17 protein-coding genes and 1 pseudogene are annotated in these 18,155 nt (G+C 40.9%); 13 read left to right on the top strand and 5 right to left on the bottom strand.

The features are described 5' to 3' along the window. Positions 1–166 precede the first annotated feature (166 nt). The 6 genes from RMZ42_RS26795 to RMZ42_RS26770 all read left to right on the top strand — a co-directional run bounded on the left by RMZ42_RS26795 (position 167) and on the right by RMZ42_RS26770 (position 6,400). Positions 167–1,648, top strand: coding sequence for an aminotransferase class I/II-fold pyridoxal phosphate-dependent enzyme (locus RMZ42_RS26795; RefSeq protein ID WP_322674267.1), 1,482 nt, complete (start codon positions 167–169; stop codon positions 1,646–1,648). Positions 1,649–1,768: 120 nt separating this feature from the next. After that, positions 1,769–2,257, top strand: coding sequence for a DUF2059 domain-containing protein (locus RMZ42_RS26790; RefSeq protein ID WP_322674266.1), 489 nt, complete (start codon positions 1,769–1,771; stop codon positions 2,255–2,257). A gap of 552 nt (positions 2,258–2,809) precedes the next feature. Beyond that, positions 2,810–3,790, top strand: coding sequence for a choice-of-anchor A family protein (locus RMZ42_RS26785; protein WP_322674265.1), 981 nt, complete (start codon positions 2,810–2,812; stop codon positions 3,788–3,790). Between the two features lie 135 nt (positions 3,791–3,925). Then, entirely contained in the window at positions 3,926–4,945 is a 1,020-nt protein-coding gene (locus RMZ42_RS26780) for an ABC transporter ATP-binding protein (protein WP_322674264.1), read from the top strand. Between the two features lie 126 nt (positions 4,946–5,071). After that, positions 5,072–5,962 carry an ABC transporter permease gene (locus tag RMZ42_RS26775; RefSeq protein ID WP_322674263.1) on the top strand — a complete coding sequence of 297 codons (891 nt, stop codon included), beginning with the start codon at positions 5,072–5,074 and terminating at the stop codon, positions 5,960–5,962. 39 nt (positions 5,963–6,001) lie between these two features. Then, a complete protein-coding gene (locus tag RMZ42_RS26770; RefSeq protein ID WP_322674262.1) occupies positions 6,002–6,400 on the top strand; it encodes a hypothetical protein in 399 nt (132 codons plus the stop codon). 77 nt (positions 6,401–6,477) lie between these two features. On the opposite strand, the gene RMZ42_RS26765 is transcribed toward RMZ42_RS26770, so the two are convergent. Next, positions 6,478–6,915: a peroxiredoxin gene (locus RMZ42_RS26765; protein WP_322674261.1), complete on the bottom strand. Its 438-nt coding sequence runs from the start codon at positions 6,913–6,915 to the stop codon at positions 6,478–6,480. A 194-nt stretch (positions 6,916–7,109) separates the two neighbouring features. Between RMZ42_RS26765 and RMZ42_RS26760 the strand changes: the two genes are divergently transcribed. The 5 genes and pseudogenes from RMZ42_RS26760 to RMZ42_RS26740 all read left to right on the top strand — a co-directional run bounded on the left by RMZ42_RS26760 (position 7,110) and on the right by RMZ42_RS26740 (position 10,608). Next, positions 7,110–7,514, top strand: coding sequence for an Npun_F0494 family protein (locus RMZ42_RS26760; protein ID WP_322674260.1), 405 nt, complete (start codon positions 7,110–7,112; stop codon positions 7,512–7,514). Between the two features lie 305 nt (positions 7,515–7,819). Then, positions 7,820–9,304, top strand: a complete 1,485-nt coding sequence (cobQ, locus tag RMZ42_RS26755) for a cobyric acid synthase CobQ (RefSeq protein WP_322674259.1) — start codon at positions 7,820–7,822, stop codon at positions 9,302–9,304. A gap of 145 nt (positions 9,305–9,449) precedes the next feature. Further along, complete coding sequence (locus RMZ42_RS26750) at positions 9,450–9,686, top strand: 2Fe-2S iron-sulfur cluster-binding protein (protein ID WP_289798882.1); 237 nt, start codon at positions 9,450–9,452, stop codon at positions 9,684–9,686. Positions 9,687–9,742: 56 nt separating this feature from the next. After that, a pseudogene (locus RMZ42_RS26745) lies at positions 9,743–9,961 on the top strand (type II toxin-antitoxin system HicB family antitoxin). A 164-nt stretch (positions 9,962–10,125) separates the two neighbouring features. Beyond that, positions 10,126–10,608 (top strand): hypothetical protein, encoded by a 483-nt coding sequence (locus RMZ42_RS26740; protein WP_322674258.1) that lies wholly within the window; start codon positions 10,126–10,128, stop codon positions 10,606–10,608. Positions 10,609–10,700: 92 nt separating this feature from the next. Here RMZ42_RS26740 and RMZ42_RS26735 read toward each other — a convergent pair whose 3' ends face one another. From RMZ42_RS26735 to RMZ42_RS26720, 4 genes are all read right to left on the bottom strand, one after another. Beyond that, positions 10,701–11,144, bottom strand: a complete 444-nt coding sequence (locus RMZ42_RS26735) for an SRPBCC family protein (RefSeq protein ID WP_322674257.1) — start codon at positions 11,142–11,144, stop codon at positions 10,701–10,703. A gap of 88 nt (positions 11,145–11,232) precedes the next feature. Next, complete coding sequence (gene zds, locus RMZ42_RS26730) at positions 11,233–12,672, bottom strand: 9,9'-di-cis-zeta-carotene desaturase (RefSeq protein WP_322674256.1); 1,440 nt, start codon at positions 12,670–12,672, stop codon at positions 11,233–11,235. 276 nt (positions 12,673–12,948) lie between these two features. After that, positions 12,949–13,125: a CopG family transcriptional regulator gene (locus RMZ42_RS26725; protein ID WP_322674255.1), complete on the bottom strand. Its 177-nt coding sequence runs from the start codon at positions 13,123–13,125 to the stop codon at positions 12,949–12,951. Positions 13,126–15,310: 2,185 nt separating this feature from the next. Next, positions 15,311–16,942 (bottom strand): DUF6930 domain-containing protein, encoded by a 1,632-nt coding sequence (locus RMZ42_RS26720; protein ID WP_322674254.1) that lies wholly within the window; start codon positions 16,940–16,942, stop codon positions 15,311–15,313. Between the two features lie 316 nt (positions 16,943–17,258). On the opposite strand from RMZ42_RS26720, the gene RMZ42_RS26715 reads away from it, so the two are divergent. Both RMZ42_RS26715 and RMZ42_RS26710 read left to right on the top strand, forming a co-directional pair. Beyond that, positions 17,259–17,615 (top strand): iron-sulfur cluster assembly accessory protein, encoded by a 357-nt coding sequence (locus tag RMZ42_RS26715; protein WP_322665540.1) that lies wholly within the window; start codon positions 17,259–17,261, stop codon positions 17,613–17,615. 86 nt (positions 17,616–17,701) lie between these two features. Next, on the top strand, positions 17,702–18,124 hold the full coding sequence (locus RMZ42_RS26710) for a hypothetical protein (protein WP_322674253.1): 423 nt from the start codon (positions 17,702–17,704) through the stop codon (positions 18,122–18,124). Positions 18,125–18,155: the final 31 nt, after the last annotated feature.

Genomic DNA, 18,155 nt, shown 5'->3' with positions numbered 1-18,155 from the left:
GGAGTACTCATTTGTTATTTCGGAGTACTCATTTGTTATTTCGGAGTACTCATTTGTTATTTTGGAGTACTCATTTGTTATTTCGGAGTACTCATTTGTTATTTTGGAGTACTCAATATGCCCTAGCAGATTTAAGATTCTATCATTAACGGTTCGTTTCCCAAAAATGCTCAATCAAAACCAAATACCTTTATTAGATGCCTTAAAAGCCAATGGAGCAAGACCTCATGCGCCTTTTTACACTCCAGGACATAAACTAGGTGAGGGAATTTCTCAACCTTTGGCCGATTTACTTGGTAAAGCTGTCTTTCAGGCTGATTTAACTGAGTTAGCAGATTTAGATAATCTCTTTGCACCCCAAGGCGTTATTCAAGAAGCACAACAACTGGCGGCTGAGGTATTTGGTGCTTCGCAAACATGGTTCCTTGTCAATGGTTCTACCTGTGGAATTGAAGCGGCAATTCTGGCTACCTGTGGCACAGGCGATAAAATTATTCTGCCTCGGAATGTACATTCTTCGGCGATCGCAGGTTTAATTCTCTCTGGTGCAATACCAATTTTCATCAATCCTGAATACGATCCAGTTTTAGATATTGCCCATAGCATTACACCCAATGCTGTACAATCTGCACTCCAACAACATCCAGATGCCAAAGCAGTATTAATCGTTTATCCAACATATTACGGTGTTTGTGGAGATTTGAATGCGATCGCCAACATCACACATCAATATAATATCCCTCTACTCGTAGATGAGGCACACGGCGCACACTTTGCTTTTCATCCCGAATTACCCACTCCAGCTTTAGCCGCAGGTGCAGATTTAACTGTACAATCCATCCACAAGGTACTCGGTGCAATGACACAGGCATCAATGCTGCATATTCAGGGTGATAGGATAAATGGCGATCGCATCAGTAAAGCTTTGCAACTCTTACAATCTACCAGTCCTAGTTATTTACTTTTAGCTTCTTTAGATGCAGCGCGTCAGCAAATGGCACTCCACGGAAAAATGCTGATGTCTCGCACTTTGCAACTTGCTAAAGAAGCTAGAACCAGAATCAGTCAAATTCCGGGATTATCAGTTTTAAGCTCCCCTTTAAAAGGGGGGTTGGGGGGATCTCCCGGCTTTGTAGCTTTAGATAAAACGCGACTAACTGTAACTGTTTCTGGTTTAGGTTTAACCGGATTTGAAGCAGATGAAATTTTGGATGAAAAATTTGCTGTTACTGCTGAATTCGCCTCATTACAACATCTCACCTTTATTATTAGTTTGGGTAACACCTCAGCTGATATTGAACAATTAGTCCAAGGTTTCACCACCCTCGCCAAAGAATATTGCCGAAGCAACTTGACTGTTAAAAACCAGGTTTGGCTAAATCTAGACAGAACCCTAGATTATGCTTTACAACTTTCTCCCCGTGAAGCCTTTTTTGCTATTAGTGAAATACTACCTTTGACAAAGATCGATAAACGCATCTGTGCCGAAATCGTCTGTCCCTATCCCCCAGGAATTCCTGTGTTAATGCCGGGAGAAGTCATCACCAAACCCGTCCTTGACTATCTGCAACAAATCCAGGCAATGGGAGGATTGATCGGTGGTTGTGCTGATAGTAGTTTCCGCACCCTAAAGGTAGTAAAAGAATGACTTATATGGTAAATTTAAGGATAATAATTTGAGATCGTTACTCACAATCGTTCCTCGTTTGTCAACTTACCTAAATAATCCTCTCTTAAAAATAAATTTAAATCAATGAAGATAAATTTTTTGTTCGTACCAGCAGTTGTACTTTCCTTAGTAACGACCTTCAATAGAGTTGCTTTTGCTCAAAGTCCAACTAATACTATTGCACCAAGTAACAATGCTCAAGAAATAGAAAAAAATAAGAATATCAAGAAATTATTAGAGATAACTGGTGCAAAAAATCTTTCTAGACAGATTATCACTCAACTATTAAATGATTTCAAGTCCGAATACCCTCAAGTTCCTCAAAAATTTTGGGATACTTTTGCTGCTGAACTCAAGATAGATGATATTGTAAATGAGATTATTCCTATTTATAATAAATACTTTACTAATGAGGAAATCAAACAAATCATTGCATTTTATCAGACACCTTTAGGACAAAAAACAATTACCGTTATTCCCCAAATCAGTCAGGAATCTACTGCTATTGGTATAAGATATGGAAAAGTAGCAGCCCAAAGTGCCTTAAAAAAATTGGAAGCAGAAGGATATATCCGCCCTAGTCGATAAAACGGTCTATGATGTTAACTGGAATTTAGAAATGGGTAATTTTTAGGTTTCGCTCAATTACCAATCCTGCTAAAAAGCAGCAAAGGAGAAAGATTCTTTTTGCTCCCCTACTCTCCCTCTGCCTATTGTTTACTTCCTCGATCGAGCAACTTTAAACTCAGATCAACTCTGCTCTCCACCTTCTACAATAAAGATCCCTATCCTCCACGAATTCCCTTGTTAATGCCGGGAGAAGTCATCAATAAATCCATTCTTGATTTCTTGATTACCTGCAACACATCCAGGCGATGGAGGGATTTATCAGTGGTTACAATCATACTAGCCTCAAAACTTTCAAAGTTTTGAAATAACGTCCTAACTCCTAACTCATGAATTATTGTTGATAAAAATTTAATTCATGCAATCAACAGTAAATATGCGGTTGAGCAGAGAATTTGGATAAAAGTATATAGTAGTTATACTAATGTGAAACTTCAATAAAAATAGCTAGCTAACTAGTGCAATCTTTGATTTATACCCATAGGATCGTCTTGATGATTCCTAAACTAGAAGATGAAATCAAAAACCTATTATATTTGGGGGTTAGTAACAGTTCCGATTGTAGTCACTCTAGCGCTGGGTTTCTCAGCAAGAGCGAACGCAGTTGAGTTAGGCGCTGCCTCTGATTACAATGTATTTGTTTTGGGAGATATCTCTCAAAAATATACAGATATCGAAGGAAAAGTTGCTGCTGGCGGTAACATAAATTTTGTCGGCGGACTTGGAAGCAGACTTTCTGGTAATAGCGGCAACGTAGTAGTTGCTGGACAGAATTTAGCTCTGAGCAACGGTCAAGTCTACCACGGTAATGCTGTCTATGGAGGCAGTGCCAATGTATCCAGCAATGTGGGATTTCCCCAAGGAACTCTCAGCCAGGGAAATCCCATCAACTTCAATGAAGCAGGGAAACAACTGCGAGGACTATCTGAATATTTGGCAACCTTAACTCCTACGGGTAACACAACAGTTCAACCTTGGGGTGCTATTAACCTTAGTGGCAGTAGTACTGCTTTCAATGTTTTTAATCTTGCAGGCTCATCTGTCTCCAAGACAAACTATTTTGAAATTAAGGGGGACGCAAATTCAACTATCGTTGTCAATATCAGCGGTAAGGATGTGTCGCTGCAAAACTTTGGGTTTAATATCATTGGCGCAGATAAACAAAAGGTAATCTACAACTTTTATGAAGCAACTAACTTAACTGCTAGTGGAATTGGCATCCAAGGTAGTATTCTTGCACCTTTGGCTAATTTCAATTTCAATAATGGTCAAATTAACGGCAATGTCGTGGTAGCTTCTTTGACAGGAAATGGTGAGTCTCACAACTATCTATTTAATGGCGATCTGCCAGATGTGCCAATAAAGTACTACACTCCACCTAAGCCTCCCATTCGTAAAGTTCCAGAGCCTGGAAATCTTCCAGGTTTAGGATTAGTTGCTGTCGTATTTGGTTTGTTTCGCTACAAACGCAATCAAGCAACTTGTTTAGAATAATTAAAAATTTTTGGCAGCATAGCGCATAACGGGAATTTGTTTACAGATTTTCGCTCATGCGCTATTTACTTGCTCTCTACCTTCTACAATAAAGATAGACTTTATTGAGATTTGTATAGTTGGGGATCGGCTGTCATGGCTCCCGCCGTTTTAATTCAAAATCTGCAAAAACGTTACGGTACAGTGGTTGCCGTCCAGGATGTTTCTTTTCAGGTAGAATCAGGAGAAATTTTTGGTTTACTTGGCCCCAACGGTGCGGGGAAAACTACAACCTTGCGTGCTTTGTGTACGCTAACCACACCGGATGCAGGCATTATCGAAGTATCTGGCATCTCTGTGTTAGATAATCCGAAAGTGGCAAGACAACGACTAGGCTACGTAGCTCAGGAAGTCGCTATAGATAAGGTGTTGACTGGAAAAGAACTGCTGCAATTGCAAGCAGCACTTTATCACCTTCCAAAGGCAATAGCCAAACAGCGGATTGAGACGGTATTAGACTTACTCGGTTTGCAAGAATACGCCAACAAAAAGACAGGAACCTACTCTGGCGGTTTACGTAAGCGCCTAGACTTGGCTGCTGGATTGCTCCATGCACCAGATGTTTTGGTGTTGGACGAGCCAACTGTAGGGCTTGACATAGAAACTCGTTTTGTGGTGTGGGATTTCCTGAAAAAATTACGCGCCTCTGGGACGACGGTAGTAATTACCAGCCATTACTTAGAAGAAATTGACGCTTTAGCCGATCGCGTGGCAATTATAGATCGCGGCGTTGTAATTGCAAGTGATACACCTTCGCAATTGAAAGATCGAGTAGGGGGCGATCGCATCACCTTGCGAATCCGCGAGTTTTCCCCCATTGAAGAAGCTGAAAAAGCTAAAAACCTCCTGAAACCTTTGCCCTTTGTCCAAGAAGTCATCATCAACAGCGCTCAAGGTAATTCACTCAACTTAGTAGTGACACCTCAGAATGATGTTCTCATTAACATACAGCAAGCGCTGAATACCGCTGGCTTGCCCATATTTGGCATCGCCCAATCTCGCCCCAGCCTCGATGACGTTTATCTCGCTGCCACAGGACGCACCTTATTGGATGCAGAACTCGCAGCCGTCGCCACCCGCGATCCCAAAGCTGAAAAGAAGCAGAATATGAGATAAGGAATGGGGAGTGAAGAAGGGAATAGGTGACAGGTTAGAGGGTACAGATTATTCTCTGTCACCTGTCATCTCTCTCCTAATCCCAATCCCCAATCTAAAATCCAAAATCCAAAATCCAAAATTGCCATGAGTGTTACTCCTAAATCTGATATCAATTGGCAGCCGCTAGCATCGCCGCAAGCAGATGTTAATACTGCACCTAACTTTTTCGGTGAATTGGTACAAGAGACGTTGGCTTTAACTCGTCGCTTGTTCATTCAGTTGCAACGCCGTCCCTCATCTTTGGTTGCTGGAATTATTCAGCCAGTAATGTGGTTAGTGCTATTTGGCGCTTTGTTCCAAAATGCCCCCAAGGGTATATTTGGTAATACAGCAACAAATTACGGACAATTTTTAGCTGCTGGCATCATTGTGTTTACAGCCTTTGCTGGGGCGCTGAATGCTGGTTTACCCGTAATGTTTGACCGCGAGTTCGGCTTTTTGAATCGTTTGCTAGTAGCACCCTTAGCATCGCGGTTTTCCATTGTTTTTGCCTCAGCCATTTTTATCATCAGCCAAAGTTTGTTGCAAGCAGCCGTAATTGTTGCAGCAGCAGCATTTTTGGGCGCAGGACTTCCAGATGTAGCGGGTTTAAGTGCGATCGCTCTAATTGTTTTGCTCTTAGCTTTGGGTGTAACAGCCATCTCCCTTGGTTTAGCTTTTGCTCTACCCGGACACATTGAATTGATTGCAGTGATTTTCGTCACTAACCTACCACTATTGTTTGCGAGTACAGCTTTAGCACCCCTATCCTTCATGCCTAAGTGGTTGCAGGTTGTAGCTACCCTGAATCCTCTCAGCTATGCGATTGAACCAATTCGCTATCTCTATTTCCACAGTAATTGGGGACTAAGTAGTATAGTGATGCAGGCTCCTTGGGGTGATGTTACCTTTGGGGGAGCATTGCTGGTGTTGTTTGGCTTTGCCCTAGTCGCCTTGCTGAGTATTCAACCCCAACTGCGGCGGACTCTGGCTTAAAAAGATAAAATAGATCAATTTTATTTAGGGTCAAAACCCATGAAAAAACCATTTTTACAAATTACTAGACTCTTTCTAGCTACGGCAGCAGGAATTAGCTTTGCTTCCTTGCTCATGGCTCAACCAAGTTCCGCTCAAATCAGCAGTCCAACGGATGCTTTCCCCAGCAATAGTACAACAGACCAAAATACCGATCCTTTCGCCCGTTCCAACTCAGACAATTTTAATATGTTCGATCTGATTCATCGGGCAAATTTCGGGAATCTCAACTGGGATTCTAACCAACAGAACGAAGAACTAAACTCAGCAGCAGCAGCCTTTAAAGCAAGGCAACAAAAACTAATTCAAGGTCAACAACAGCAACCAACCCCCAATAATTTGCCAACGATTATACTACCATCAGTTACATCGCCATCGGTGACACCATCAGGTAACTGAATTCAAACAAAGAACCCCAAGCTTCTAGAGGCTTGGGGTTGAAACTATAAAAAAAACCTGAATGATCGGGTAAAAAACTACAACCCAAGTGCAGCTAAAATATCGCTAGCATGGTTGCTGGTATTTACATTAGCGTCAACATGAGTAATTTTACCGCTGGGGTCAATTACGTAGGTGACGCGTTTGGCATAACCGCCGCCATCCACATCGAAAGCTTTGATGAGGGATTTGTCGGTGTCAGCCAGTAGGGGAAAATTCAAATTATATTTTTGGGTGAATGCCTGATGGGAGACTTCATCATCTGCACTGACTCCCAAGATTACAATATCTTTACCTTGATATTGAGACTGGGCATCCCGAAAACTACAGGCTTGTTTGGTGCAGCCTGGCGTGTCATCCTTGGGGTAAAAGTATAAAACAACCGTCTTCCCCCTCAAATCAGATAACGAAACTGTGTTGCCGTTTGTATCTTTGGCGGTAAATGCAGGTGCATCCGTACCAACTGCTAGAGGCATAATTAACTTTTCCTGTTTCAGATTGTTGATGCACTTGAAATTTTACATTAATTTATAATGTTTAAATATAATTACTAAAAAATCGGATAAATACACTTTAGGTAACTAATTTTGGTTTAATGGGGTATTTTGTACAAGAAAAAATATATTCTTAAATTAATCTTTGTTAGAAGAAAAATTTCTACCAATACACAATGGCTGCTGTTGATTCCCAAAACCCAAATATTTTTGTCTATCCTCAAAACACAGTAGAAAGAGCCGAGCGATCGCTAGTGTGTTCGCCTTTTAATGTATCTTTATTTGAAGTGATGGGTCATCAGAGTGTATCAGTAACTGCGATCGCTCTGGAAAATGGACTCAAGCAGGGCTATACTAAACGCCCTTTATCAGAATTAGCTTGTGATGACGCTTTGGGCTGGTTGATTCAAGTAGGTGTATTGCGCCGAGAAGTTGATGGTCAGGGAATTACAGATAGTTTTCGTCTCACTCCCTTGGGACGCCAGTTAGTGGAGCAGTATCAGGGAAAAAATTGGCGTACTCCTTCATGGCGCGATCGCTTCTATGATGCAATGATTCGTTGGTTACGGATACCTTTTTAGAATAAAAAATCCAAGAGTTAGGATTAGGGAATCAAAGGGAACAATATACACGGAAACATCATATCTATTCATGAAGTCTTTACCATAACCATCCAACTGCAATTTGTGATGGTTATAGTGGGCATTGGGCATTGGGCATTGGGCATTGGGCACAAAAGCCAGAGGTGCAAAGGGGCAGAGGGAAAAAACTTACTGCAACTTTCTCCTCTGCTCCCCTGCTCCCCTGCTTTTCCACTCCCCTTGCTGCCTTGTTGTTCGCTCCTAAGAATTAACTCTGTATCTTGAAAAACTAAGTGATAGCAACTATGAAATCAATTATGGTGGTGGGGACAACATCCCATGCAGGGAAATCACTTTTAACTACAGCTATTTGTCGTATTTTATCGCGGCGTGGTTGGCGAGTGGCTCCCTTTAAAGGTCAAAATATGGCTTTAAATGCTTATGTTACTGCCAGTGGTGGAGAAATTGGCTATGCTCAAGCAGTGCAAGCTTGGGCTGCGGGAGTCGTGCCTTGGGTAGAAATGAACCCAATTTTACTCAAACCTCAAGGGGATATGACTTCTCAAGTAATTATTAAAGGGAGGTCTGTAGGCAAAGTGAGTGCCTCAGATTACTACGAGCAATATTTTGAACTGGGGTGGCGGACAATTGAAGAATCGCTACAGCATTTAGGAACAGAATTTGACATGGTGGTTTGTGAAGGTGCTGGTAGCCCTGCGGAAATTAACCTCAAGCACCGCGACTTAACTAATATGCGGGTAGCAAAACATTTAAATGCACCAACCATGTTAGTAGTTGATATTGACCGGGGTGGTGCTTTTGCCCATGTTGTTGGTACCTTAGAGTTATTGGAACCAGATGAACGCGCCTTAATTAAAGGTATAGTAATCAATAAGTTTCGAGGGCAGCGATCGCTCTTAGATCCGGGGATAAAATGGTTAGAAGAACGCACAGGTATCCCCGTTATCGGTGTTATACCCTACTTGCAACAAATGTTTCCAGCCGAGGATTCACTTGACTTGCTAGAACGTCAATCGTCGTCAAATAAAGCCCAAACTGACCTCAACATTGCTGTCATCCGCTTACCAAGAATTGCCAATTTCACCGACTTTGACCCACTGGAATCAGAAAGTACAGTTTCAATTAAATACTTAAGTCCTAAGCAAGATTTAGGACATCCTGATGCCGTAATTATCCCAGGTACAAAGACCACAATTGCTGACTTGCTACTGTTGCAAAAAAGCGGTATGGCAGAAGCTATCCAAAACTACGCTGCTTCTGGTGGAACGGTTTTAGGTATCTGCGGTGGCTATCAAATGCTCGGTCAAATCATCGCCGACCCAGAAGGGATAGAGGGACAAGCGGGCAGATTTCAAGGGTTAAATCTTTTACCAATCAGAACTGTAATTACAGGACAAAAAATCGCCCGTCAGCGCCAAGTTAGCTCAAATTATCCCCAACAAGGCTTGCCAGTTAATGGCTTTGAAATTCACCAAGGGCGATCGCGTATCGAACAGCAAGGCATAGATATTCAATCCTACCATGCCCTATTTGACGATATTAATTTAGGGTTAGTAGATAGTTGTCAATCAGTGTGGGGAAGTTACCTCCACGGGCTTTTTGACAATGGGCCTTGGCGACGGGCTTGGTTAAATCGCCTCCGTCAACAGCGAGGTTTAAAATCTTTGCCCACCGGTGTTGCTAACTACCGAGAACAGCGAGAGCAAATTTTGGACTCTCTAGCCATTGAAGTTGAAAGCCATTTAGACTTAAGTCTGTTTTTGTCTTAAGCTAAAATTCCTTGAAATGTCATTGGTCATTGGTCACTTGTACTGAGCGTAGTCGTTGGCGCAGCCTCTCGTAGAGAAGTATTGGTCATTTACAAAGGACAAATGACAACTGACAAATGACAACTCTATTAAATGCGTAATATTGATGATTGTTCGTGTCCGCTTTTTACCAGATGATGTCACAGTAGATGCCGAAGTGGGAGAAGCCCTCTTAGATGTAGCAGACCGGGCTGGGGTGTTTATTCCCACCGGTTGTCTCATGGGATCTTGTCACGCTTGCACCGTCGAATTAGAGGATGGAGAGATTGTTCGCGCTTGTATTACCGGAGTACCGCCACGCGAGGAATTGACGATTAATTTGTTTAGCGATCCTACTTGGTAGTTTTTTAATCCTCTAAGTTCAAAATATCAGATGAGGAAGTAGAGGAAAAGAACAAGATGAGTAAACTTAAATACCAAATGCTTATTCAATGGTCTGAAGAAGATAATTGTTTTTTGATAGGATTCCCTGATTTTCCAGGACAAAGCTGGCGGACTCATGGGGATACTTACGAGTTAGCTGTAGCAAATTGAATTGAAGCTTTAGAGTCTGTAATTATTGCTTACGAAGCTGTAGGCGATTCACTTCCAGAACCAACAGGAAGTAGAGTGCGTTAACGCGATTGAGTAAGTCGTAACTAATGCTGAACAATTTGCGCGATCGCGGGTTATTTTGGTTAGTTTAAATAGTATTTTCACGTATTATTACTGATTTTTTACATTTAGAGAATTTTTATAGTTAAGGACTAGGAATCTTATTGTCACAACAGGCAATAGTTAATATGTCAAATCAAATAGTTGCAAGGATTATAGGTAGATTTTCCAAAATTATTTTATATATTATTACGGTTATTTCGTATTTAAAAAATTTGTCTAGTTTAGTGAATAAGAAGCATAAGAAGCTTGCTGTAAAAGAGGATTTTCGCTTAAGTCAAAAAGGAATAGATTGGCTGGAAGAATGGAATACTGAAGCAGAAATAGCTAGCAGTATTTCTCAAATCGCTCAAAAAGCTGTTGAAATATTAGTCGATGTCCCAGGTATGACTCAAGCCCACAGTAGAGATTTCAGAAGAGCAAGACCTATTTTTACTCTTAAAGATGGTACTGTAATTAAAATTTTTATTAATCCAGCTAATGTCAAGCATATCTTTTTAGCTGACAGCAACAACAAAATGCTTTTTGGTGGTTATGTAGGTTGGATTGACACAAAAGGATTGAATCAAGCTATAGAAAAGATAAAGCACTCTCTAACTTCTACTTCGTAATAAAGACACGCAATTAAAAAATTTATATTTTCCCTTCAGACAGCAAGAAACTTTTACACTTTATTTCCTACTGCCTGATTTTGCTATCTATATCAATTAGCTTTAACATTCAGCGCGTATTCTTTAAACCTTTCCAAATCAGCTTGAATTGTCGATTCAACCACCCGCCCCAAAAATAAGTTATCCATAATTTTGCCAATAATGCCGGGGATAGCATAAGAAATAGTCATTTTGACAATGCTACTATTGTGGCGATCGTAAAAGCGAATCGCTCCCTGATTCGGCAAACCATCAACAGATTCCCATTGGATAATTTGATTAGGAATAACTTTGAGAATTCGGGATTGCCAAGAAAATTCTAGACTGCCAGTTTTTAATTTCCAAAGAGATATATCTGGATTATCTGGCGGAATTTTCACCGAATCAATCCACTTCATCCACCGGGGCATTTGCTCTAAATCAGACCAGAGGCTCCATACTAAATCTATGGGAGCCTCTACTTCTACCTGCACAGTATGCTCTAACCAGTCTGGCATTTCTCTTTTTCCTTCTCTAGGAGATGCTTTGCGATCGCGTTCTTTGCACCCTTTGGAGTAGCCTGGGGCAAGCCACTGCGTGTCTACGTTATTTCTTTAAACTCTCCAAAATCACTTTTGCCGCACGTCGTCCAGAAATAGTAGCACCTTCCATGCTGTCGATGTAGTCTTGCTGAGTATAACTCCCGGCAAGGAAGAAGTTATCTACTGGTGTTTTTTGGTTGGGGCGGTATGCATCCATCCCTGGTGCTTCTCGGTAGAGAGACTGAGCAAGCTTTACAACACTGTACCAAGTCATATTTAGCTCCCGCGACGAGGGAAACAGTTCATGGACTTGCTTGAGAACATGTTGTGCGATCGCTTCATTACTTTGGGCAATAAACGGATCTCCCGGTGTCAGCACTAGCTGTAACAAAGATCCCTGTCCTGGACGATAATAATCAGCAGGGCTAGTCAACGCTAAATCGGCAAAACAAGAAAAGTCAGCATCGGCTGTGTAAAGCAAATTATCGATTCCAGCCGCATGGTTTAACTGTTTACGTTGCTCTCCATCGTTCAGTTCTGTTACCCAACCATCAAAGCGTAACTGCACTGTAGCCACTGGCACTGCATCCAGTTTGTAAATATTGTCAAATTCTGACCACTTACGCCACTCCTGGGGTAGGATGCGTTGAATTCCTGGAACATCACAGGCAAAAACGTAAGCATCAGCTGCGATCGTTTCTACTGCATCACCTTGGGCGACTACTATACCAGTTACACGCGTTTGTTCGGCTGACTCAGTAAACTGAATTTCCCGAACTTGTCGGCGCGTGTAAACTTTGGTGCCTCTAGCTTCCAGATATTCCAGAATCGGCTTGTGTAAATATTCAGCTGGAGAACCTTCTAGCATTCGCAAAACTGAAGCTTCAGTTCTAACTGCAAATAGCTGAAATATGGTTAACATACAACGGGCAGACATATTTTCGCAATCAATAAATCCCAATGCGTAGGCAATGGGGTTCCACATCCGCTTGATGCTGCCATTACTTCCACCATGACTGCGAAACCAATCGGCAAAGCTAACTTTATCTAAATTGCGGATAGTTTTCATCGCCCCGTTAAAGTCTACCAATCCGCGAACTATCGGACTAGTACCCAAAGCGATCGCATTTTGCAATTTATCCTGCAACGATAGTTGGGAAGTAGTGAAAAATGCCTTTAACCCATTGAAAGGCGCACCTGTAAGAAAACGAAAATCTAAAGCACCAGTGCGCCCCCCTTTATTAATAAAAGTGTGGGTATGTTCCTTGAGGCGTAAGTTTTCTAACACCCCCACTTTTTTCATTAAGTCAAATAGTTGGTAGTAGCACCCGAAAAATACATGCAACCCCATTTCTAGATGGTTGCCATCTCCATCAACCCAACTGCCAACTTTACCGCCGACAAACGGACGAGATTCAAAAATCTCTATTTCACAACCAGCATCAGCTAGATCCACTGCGGTTGCTAGCCCAGCCAGTCCCGCACCTACGATTGCAACACGCATTCCGTCGTTCCTTTTCAGTTTCTTTACAGATTGTAACTGGGTTGGTGTCGGAATTTGCTACTTAATATCAACTCCAGCAGCATATTAATGCTTGCCAATATCGATACTAAAAACTCTTTGATTACTTCTTTTAGTCCCGGTAAATGACCAGACGCGATAAAAACGCGTCTGTATCATCTAGACAAACTTTTGTCCATAGCAGCGGACTCTCAAAAGTATCAGAGATATTTTTTTGGTGGCAAAGCAGTTTTCTGGATAAGTTGTGAAAGTCACTTCTTAGTTGTTTGCATCTTTACCGTCGTCGGAGACAGGCAAACTTCTAATCAGTTCACGAATCACATCAGTTGCAGGTCTACCTGTTTGTTGGCAATATTTTTCTAGTTTTTCCGCTTCCTGCGTTGCAAGATTAACTGTTATGCGTTTAACTGCCCATTTTTTATTTGTCATTATCATGCTATCTGCTGTATATTTAGATGGTCGAAAGAGTCTAAATTAAAGAGGGAACCGATAAGGTTATCAGAGTTTGTCTCACGAAACAAGTAATACCATTAATATTAAGAATGTTTGTTTTGTCAAAGGCTCGATCATTTTCTAAAAAAATCAAAATACTACACTTTATTTGTTACTATTGTGACAGCAAAAATAGCACATCGTTGCTTTTGAAGATAATAACCCTACTAACAGCATGAGTAAACCCTAACAATGAAATTTTATAAAGAAATTCAAGATACCTACTGTTGACTCAATGAAGATTTCCAAAGTTATTCTCCATTGAAAGCATTTGACCTTCTCTCTTAACTAAGTTCGTCAAACCCAGTTGGAGAGAATATCTGCTAGAACATCAAAAAATAAAGCTTCAGAATCATTATCATACTGAAATGCTGATTTACAGGAGGGTTGAAGTGGTGTGTATAGGGCGTTAATAGTGACTTAGAAAGTAGACAAATAAGCGATCGCCTTAAAACAAACACCTATATCTAACCAGACTGTAACCAAGAACTTAAGAGCTACTTGAACTGTTATCAATTTTGGCTTACTTCGATCAAGCTGATTGCTTTTCACTGCCAATATAGTAGCCCGAAAAAAAGGGACAACGCTCAGTCTACTGAGTCTAAATTGCCAATTATCTTGGTAATTTTTGACAGCAACATCTGTAATTTCACACAGACGAATTCATCCAGAATATATGTGATGTTATTTGACTGCTGCCGATAATATTTTAGTTTTGTTTCATACTTCTACAATAAATTATCGTCAGAATGCAATACTTTATTGCATCTTTTTTATCTTCTTTCTAGCGATATAGCTTGCTTTGAAAGCAGCAATATTTTGACGATTTTTCGTCTTCATCTATCTGGAAGTTATATAAATCATTTTTAGCCCAGTAGGGCGTTAGAAATTTGACATAAAAATTTTTCCTCATATCTAAGTCAAGATATAAATTACTGCCAATAAAATTTTTATTCCAACTATTTTTATCTGGTAAGTATACCCATAAAAAGAATCGTATATTTTAATTTTTTCGGCAATGTGTTTATTATAGCTATTATTTACGCGCTTTAAATAATCTTCATTTAGACACTAGCAAAGCTATTTTTCCTCCTTTATAAAAAAATTACAAAGAAAAATATATTATCTGAACTTTTGCTTAATGATATTGATATATAACAGAAGGCTAAACTCAAAAGCTTATTAAAAAAAAGATTCCAATATCTCAGTGCGTCAGTAAGGTTTGATTCAAGCAGTCTTTGTAGATAAATTCTTAGGTTATTGTAGTTATTTATACTTAAAAATTTGAGATAAAATAACTAGAAAACTATGAAAATATAGGTACTTCATGAAATTTAGGTAAAGTTAGCTTCTCAAGATTGGTCGTGTATTCGTATTGACATATACATGAATATTTATGAAAAAGTGCCGCACGCTGATAGGTACGCAGATCGCGAAGACTGAGTATAACCGGAAATACTCTGCCTCTACTTAAAAGACTACCTACCAGAGATGAGTTATATACCAATAGGATTTAGTTAAGGGTTATTGGTGTAGACAATTGGTCTTTCAAGACGCGACAAAACGCCTGTCTACATCTGGGTTTGGTTGCCCATTCTGAATTGTATTGGGGTATATACAAAAGTGAAAATCCTGAGTCTTTTTTACTTCAATACAGTTCAGTTAGCGCCAAAAACCTTAAGTTGTGTAAGTTGGGCTGAGGAACGAAACCCAACACTTTCATAGCTTTGTTGGGTGAAGCAAAGCGCAACCCAACAAAGCAGTTTTCTTAACTGAACTGTATTGCTTTTTACTTGCCTGAAACAGTTACTCCTCAATTTAGAATTCTGAATTAAGGAGTAAAACACGCTTTATATTTAGGTAACAGACTTAGCTTGTGTAACTCACTTTCCTTGAAATCTGCTGTCAATGATGCGCCCTTACTTCCATCCCCACGTTTTGCTATGGGGTAAGACAGTACTCAGCACTGGTGAATCAACACTCCGTTGATAAAGAGAACAGGGGTAAACGTTAAAAGGCAAAGCCTTCCCTTTTTTCCTCTCAAATGCAGTTTTAATCAATCAAATACACATCAACTTAACTTCTCATACCGATGATTTGAGATTGAGGATTGCGGCAATTCATGCAATTATTCAAATTTCAGTTGGGGCATAAGTTGGAGAGTGCCAATACCTAAATCTTTAGGTGAAAGCGATCGCCCTTCAAACAAAGCCATCATATCTCGTAACTGAGGATTGCCACGGGAGGCTCCCGTTAGTCCTTTAGCAATGATTAAGCCACAATAGCCCTTAGTATTTTTACACCGCTGATTCCATTTTTTTCGGGCTTCGACATGAATTGGATCTTCATCTAAAAATTCACCGAATAGGAACAATTCGCCATTTTGAGTTTGCAATAAACCCAGGTCGTAGCGATCGCCATCAAAAGGATCGGCACCTGGATTAAAGCAAATTGCTCTCAGTCCGCCTGCTGCTTCAATTCTTTCAATTACAGTCTTCGCCTTGGGTCGGGAAGTTTGAATTAAAATCACCGGCAAACCGTCACCCACTTGTTTGATTTCACCAGCCTGGTGGTAGCTGACCCCCTTTCGCAGAAACTCCAACATTTCCCAAGACACTACACCTAAGCTGAGGAAGGAATCTTCTGGTATCAAGTCATCTCGCAATGATTGGAAATCAAGGTTGTTAATCTCCTCGTCATCAATACCAAAGCCTGCCATTTCCTCTAATTCTGCTGCTAACTGCGGCATGGTAGAGACTGTTACAGGCACTGATTTAGTTGATTCTTCCGACTGCGGTAGAGAAATACGATAGCGACGGCTTAGAGTTGGGAAAATGTCCTCATGAAGTTGGCGACGGTGATCGCGAATAAAGCGGCTCAGGCTTTCGATCGCAACCAAAATTACCAATGCTTCTTCGTCATACAAAACAGACCGTAGTCCTTCTAAGGGGTGGATATTACCAAAAGTAGGGTCAATTTCTGATAATGGCAGATCCGCCAAATCATCTTCTTCATCGTCATCTTCATCAGTTTCGTCAACGCTCTCAAAAGTGAGAAACAGGCAATCTTGCTTAAGGAACGCTTCTTCTAGATGCTCTGTTGATTCTTCATCCGTTAAAACTGCGGCGCGAAACTGTTTTAAAGAGTCTTCTGAGCGATAAAACAAAATCCCATACTCCATTCCCAGCATTCCCATAACTGAGGCGTAGAGTGTGCCAACATCCCACTTATTAATCTCGATTGACAAAATTTGCTGTTCTTGCAAAAATTCCCAAGGTGCTGCTTGCCAAATTGCAAATGCTTTCTCTCGCAAGATTTGCGCATACTGTGGGGGTAAATCGGGGGTTTGACTATCAAGGATGTCGGCGAATCCCCGAAATAGTTCGTCAATTAAAGGCAGTTCTGGTGCGTAGTCAATGGCGATATCCAAATCTTGCAGCACTCCCCGCAGGTAAAATTGGATCTCGCGGTCTTTGACTACAATTCTTTGGGGTCTAGCAGGTCTTGCCGGACTCTGGGGATGCTCCATTGCTTGCATTAAGGTGCGAACTATTGCTTCTGGGCCGGTATCACAAGCTACCACGTCCATTCCTCGAACAACACCTTGGGAGTAATCTACCCAAAGAATGCATTCTCCCTTTGCCTCTGAGTCTGACACCTGGTTTGGTGATGACAACGGACGGCGATCGCCCTCCCATACAGAAGGAATTTGAGTTAATTTCTTCAACCGGCGACTGGTAGAGCGATTAAAACTTGTCATAGAATCAAAAGAAGCAATTTGGAAGTAAACTTGGGGGCTAGCTAGCCTCGGATTAAATTTTTATGGCTGCACCTGAAGGGTGGTTGCTTCTGTTGCTGCCGTAAGGCTGGAATTTTAAGAATACCGAATGTATAAACACATTGAGTCTCTCAATTCTAGAATAAAAATCTTTGGCTACTTTTGACGGAGTGTTTACAATTTGGTATCTAGCAACATCTAAGCCGCTAGAATGAATACAAAAACACCAAGAGCAACCCAGAAGCATTACAAGCCGATATAGGGTAACGCTTATACTAATTAAGGAGTTGAAAAGCAGATGACACAAGCAATTGAAGCTCAACAACGTGGAATTCTGTTGAGCGAAGCCGCATTGCACCAGGTAAAATCTCTCCGGGACAAGCAAGGCACAGACTTGTGCTTACGGGTAGGGGTGCGTCAGGGTGGGTGTTCTGGGATGTCTTACATGATGGACTTTGAAGATACCAGCAAAATAACCCCTCATGATGAAGTTTTTGATTATGATGGCTTCAAAATTGTCAGCGATCGCAAGAGTCTGTTATATCTCTACGGTTTAATGCTCGATTACAGCGATGCTATGATTGGCGGTGGTTTCCAATTTACTAACCCCAATGCTAATCAAACTTGTGGTTGCGGCAAGTCATTTGGGGTGTAATATTGTCAGTTGTCATTTGTCCCTGAGTATTGGACGAAAGACAAATGACAATTGACCAATGACTCATGACTCATGATTAATTTACTATGACTCAAACAGTTGAATCCCTGTTTGATACAGGTTTAGAACGCTATAAAGCAGGAGAATCAGCAGAATCTTTAATCCCTGTATTTAAAGAAGTGTGCGATCGCGCTCCTAAAACTAGTGCAGCTTGGGTTTGTTTAGCGTGGTTGTATTTACTCGATAACAAACCCAATTTGGCTTACAAAGCCGGACAGAAGGCAGTCAAGTTAAATCCACAAGATCCCCAAGCTAGAATCAATCTTGCCTTAGCAATGCTGGAAACAAAGCAAAAAGGCTTGCGAGAACATATTGATATAGCACAGCAGTTAATTTTTGTCAACGAAGAATGGAGTGATGAAATAAAAAATAGTATTGAGGACGGTTTAAGTAGAAAACCAGATTGGCAGAGTTTAACAAAAGTCAAAAATTGGCTGTTTGAAAAGTAAAAAATGGGGACTGGGAACTGGGAACTGGGGG

This window comes from Nostoc sp. DedQUE05 (genome assembly GCF_034530955.1).
Taxonomy (GTDB): Bacteria; Cyanobacteriota; Cyanobacteriia; order Cyanobacteriales; family Nostocaceae; genus Nostoc.
This window is presented reverse-complemented; position numbering and strand designations above follow the sequence as displayed.

Coding starts and splice junctions, on each gene's coding strand:
- RMZ42_RS26795 (WP_322674267.1), top strand. CDS start 167: ATGCTCAATCAAAACCAAATACCTTTATTAGATGCCTTAAAAGCCAAT.
- RMZ42_RS26785 (WP_322674265.1), top strand. CDS start 2,810: ATGAAATCAAAAACCTATTATATTTGGGGGTTAGTAACAGTTCCGATT.
- RMZ42_RS26780 (WP_322674264.1), top strand. CDS start 3,926: ATGGCTCCCGCCGTTTTAATTCAAAATCTGCAAAAACGTTACGGTACA.
- RMZ42_RS26775 (WP_322674263.1), top strand. CDS start 5,072: ATGAGTGTTACTCCTAAATCTGATATCAATTGGCAGCCGCTAGCATCG.
- RMZ42_RS26770 (WP_322674262.1), top strand. CDS start 6,002: ATGAAAAAACCATTTTTACAAATTACTAGACTCTTTCTAGCTACGGCA.
- RMZ42_RS26765 (WP_322674261.1), bottom strand. CDS start 6,915: ATGCCTCTAGCAGTTGGTACGGATGCACCTGCATTTACCGCCAAAGAT.
- RMZ42_RS26760 (WP_322674260.1), top strand. CDS start 7,110: ATGGCTGCTGTTGATTCCCAAAACCCAAATATTTTTGTCTATCCTCAA.
- cobQ (WP_322674259.1), top strand. CDS start 7,820: ATGAAATCAATTATGGTGGTGGGGACAACATCCCATGCAGGGAAATCA.
- RMZ42_RS26750 (WP_289798882.1), top strand. CDS start 9,450: ATGATTGTTCGTGTCCGCTTTTTACCAGATGATGTCACAGTAGATGCC.
- RMZ42_RS26740 (WP_322674258.1), top strand. CDS start 10,126: ATGTCAAATCAAATAGTTGCAAGGATTATAGGTAGATTTTCCAAAATT.
- RMZ42_RS26735 (WP_322674257.1), bottom strand. CDS start 11,144: ATGCCAGACTGGTTAGAGCATACTGTGCAGGTAGAAGTAGAGGCTCCC.
- zds (WP_322674256.1), bottom strand. CDS start 12,672: ATGCGTGTTGCAATCGTAGGTGCGGGACTGGCTGGGCTAGCAACCGCA.
- RMZ42_RS26725 (WP_322674255.1), bottom strand. CDS start 13,125: ATGATAATGACAAATAAAAAATGGGCAGTTAAACGCATAACAGTTAAT.
- RMZ42_RS26720 (WP_322674254.1), bottom strand. CDS start 16,942: ATGACAAGTTTTAATCGCTCTACCAGTCGCCGGTTGAAGAAATTAACT.
- RMZ42_RS26715 (WP_322665540.1), top strand. CDS start 17,259: ATGACACAAGCAATTGAAGCTCAACAACGTGGAATTCTGTTGAGCGAA.
- RMZ42_RS26710 (WP_322674253.1), top strand. CDS start 17,702: ATGACTCAAACAGTTGAATCCCTGTTTGATACAGGTTTAGAACGCTAT.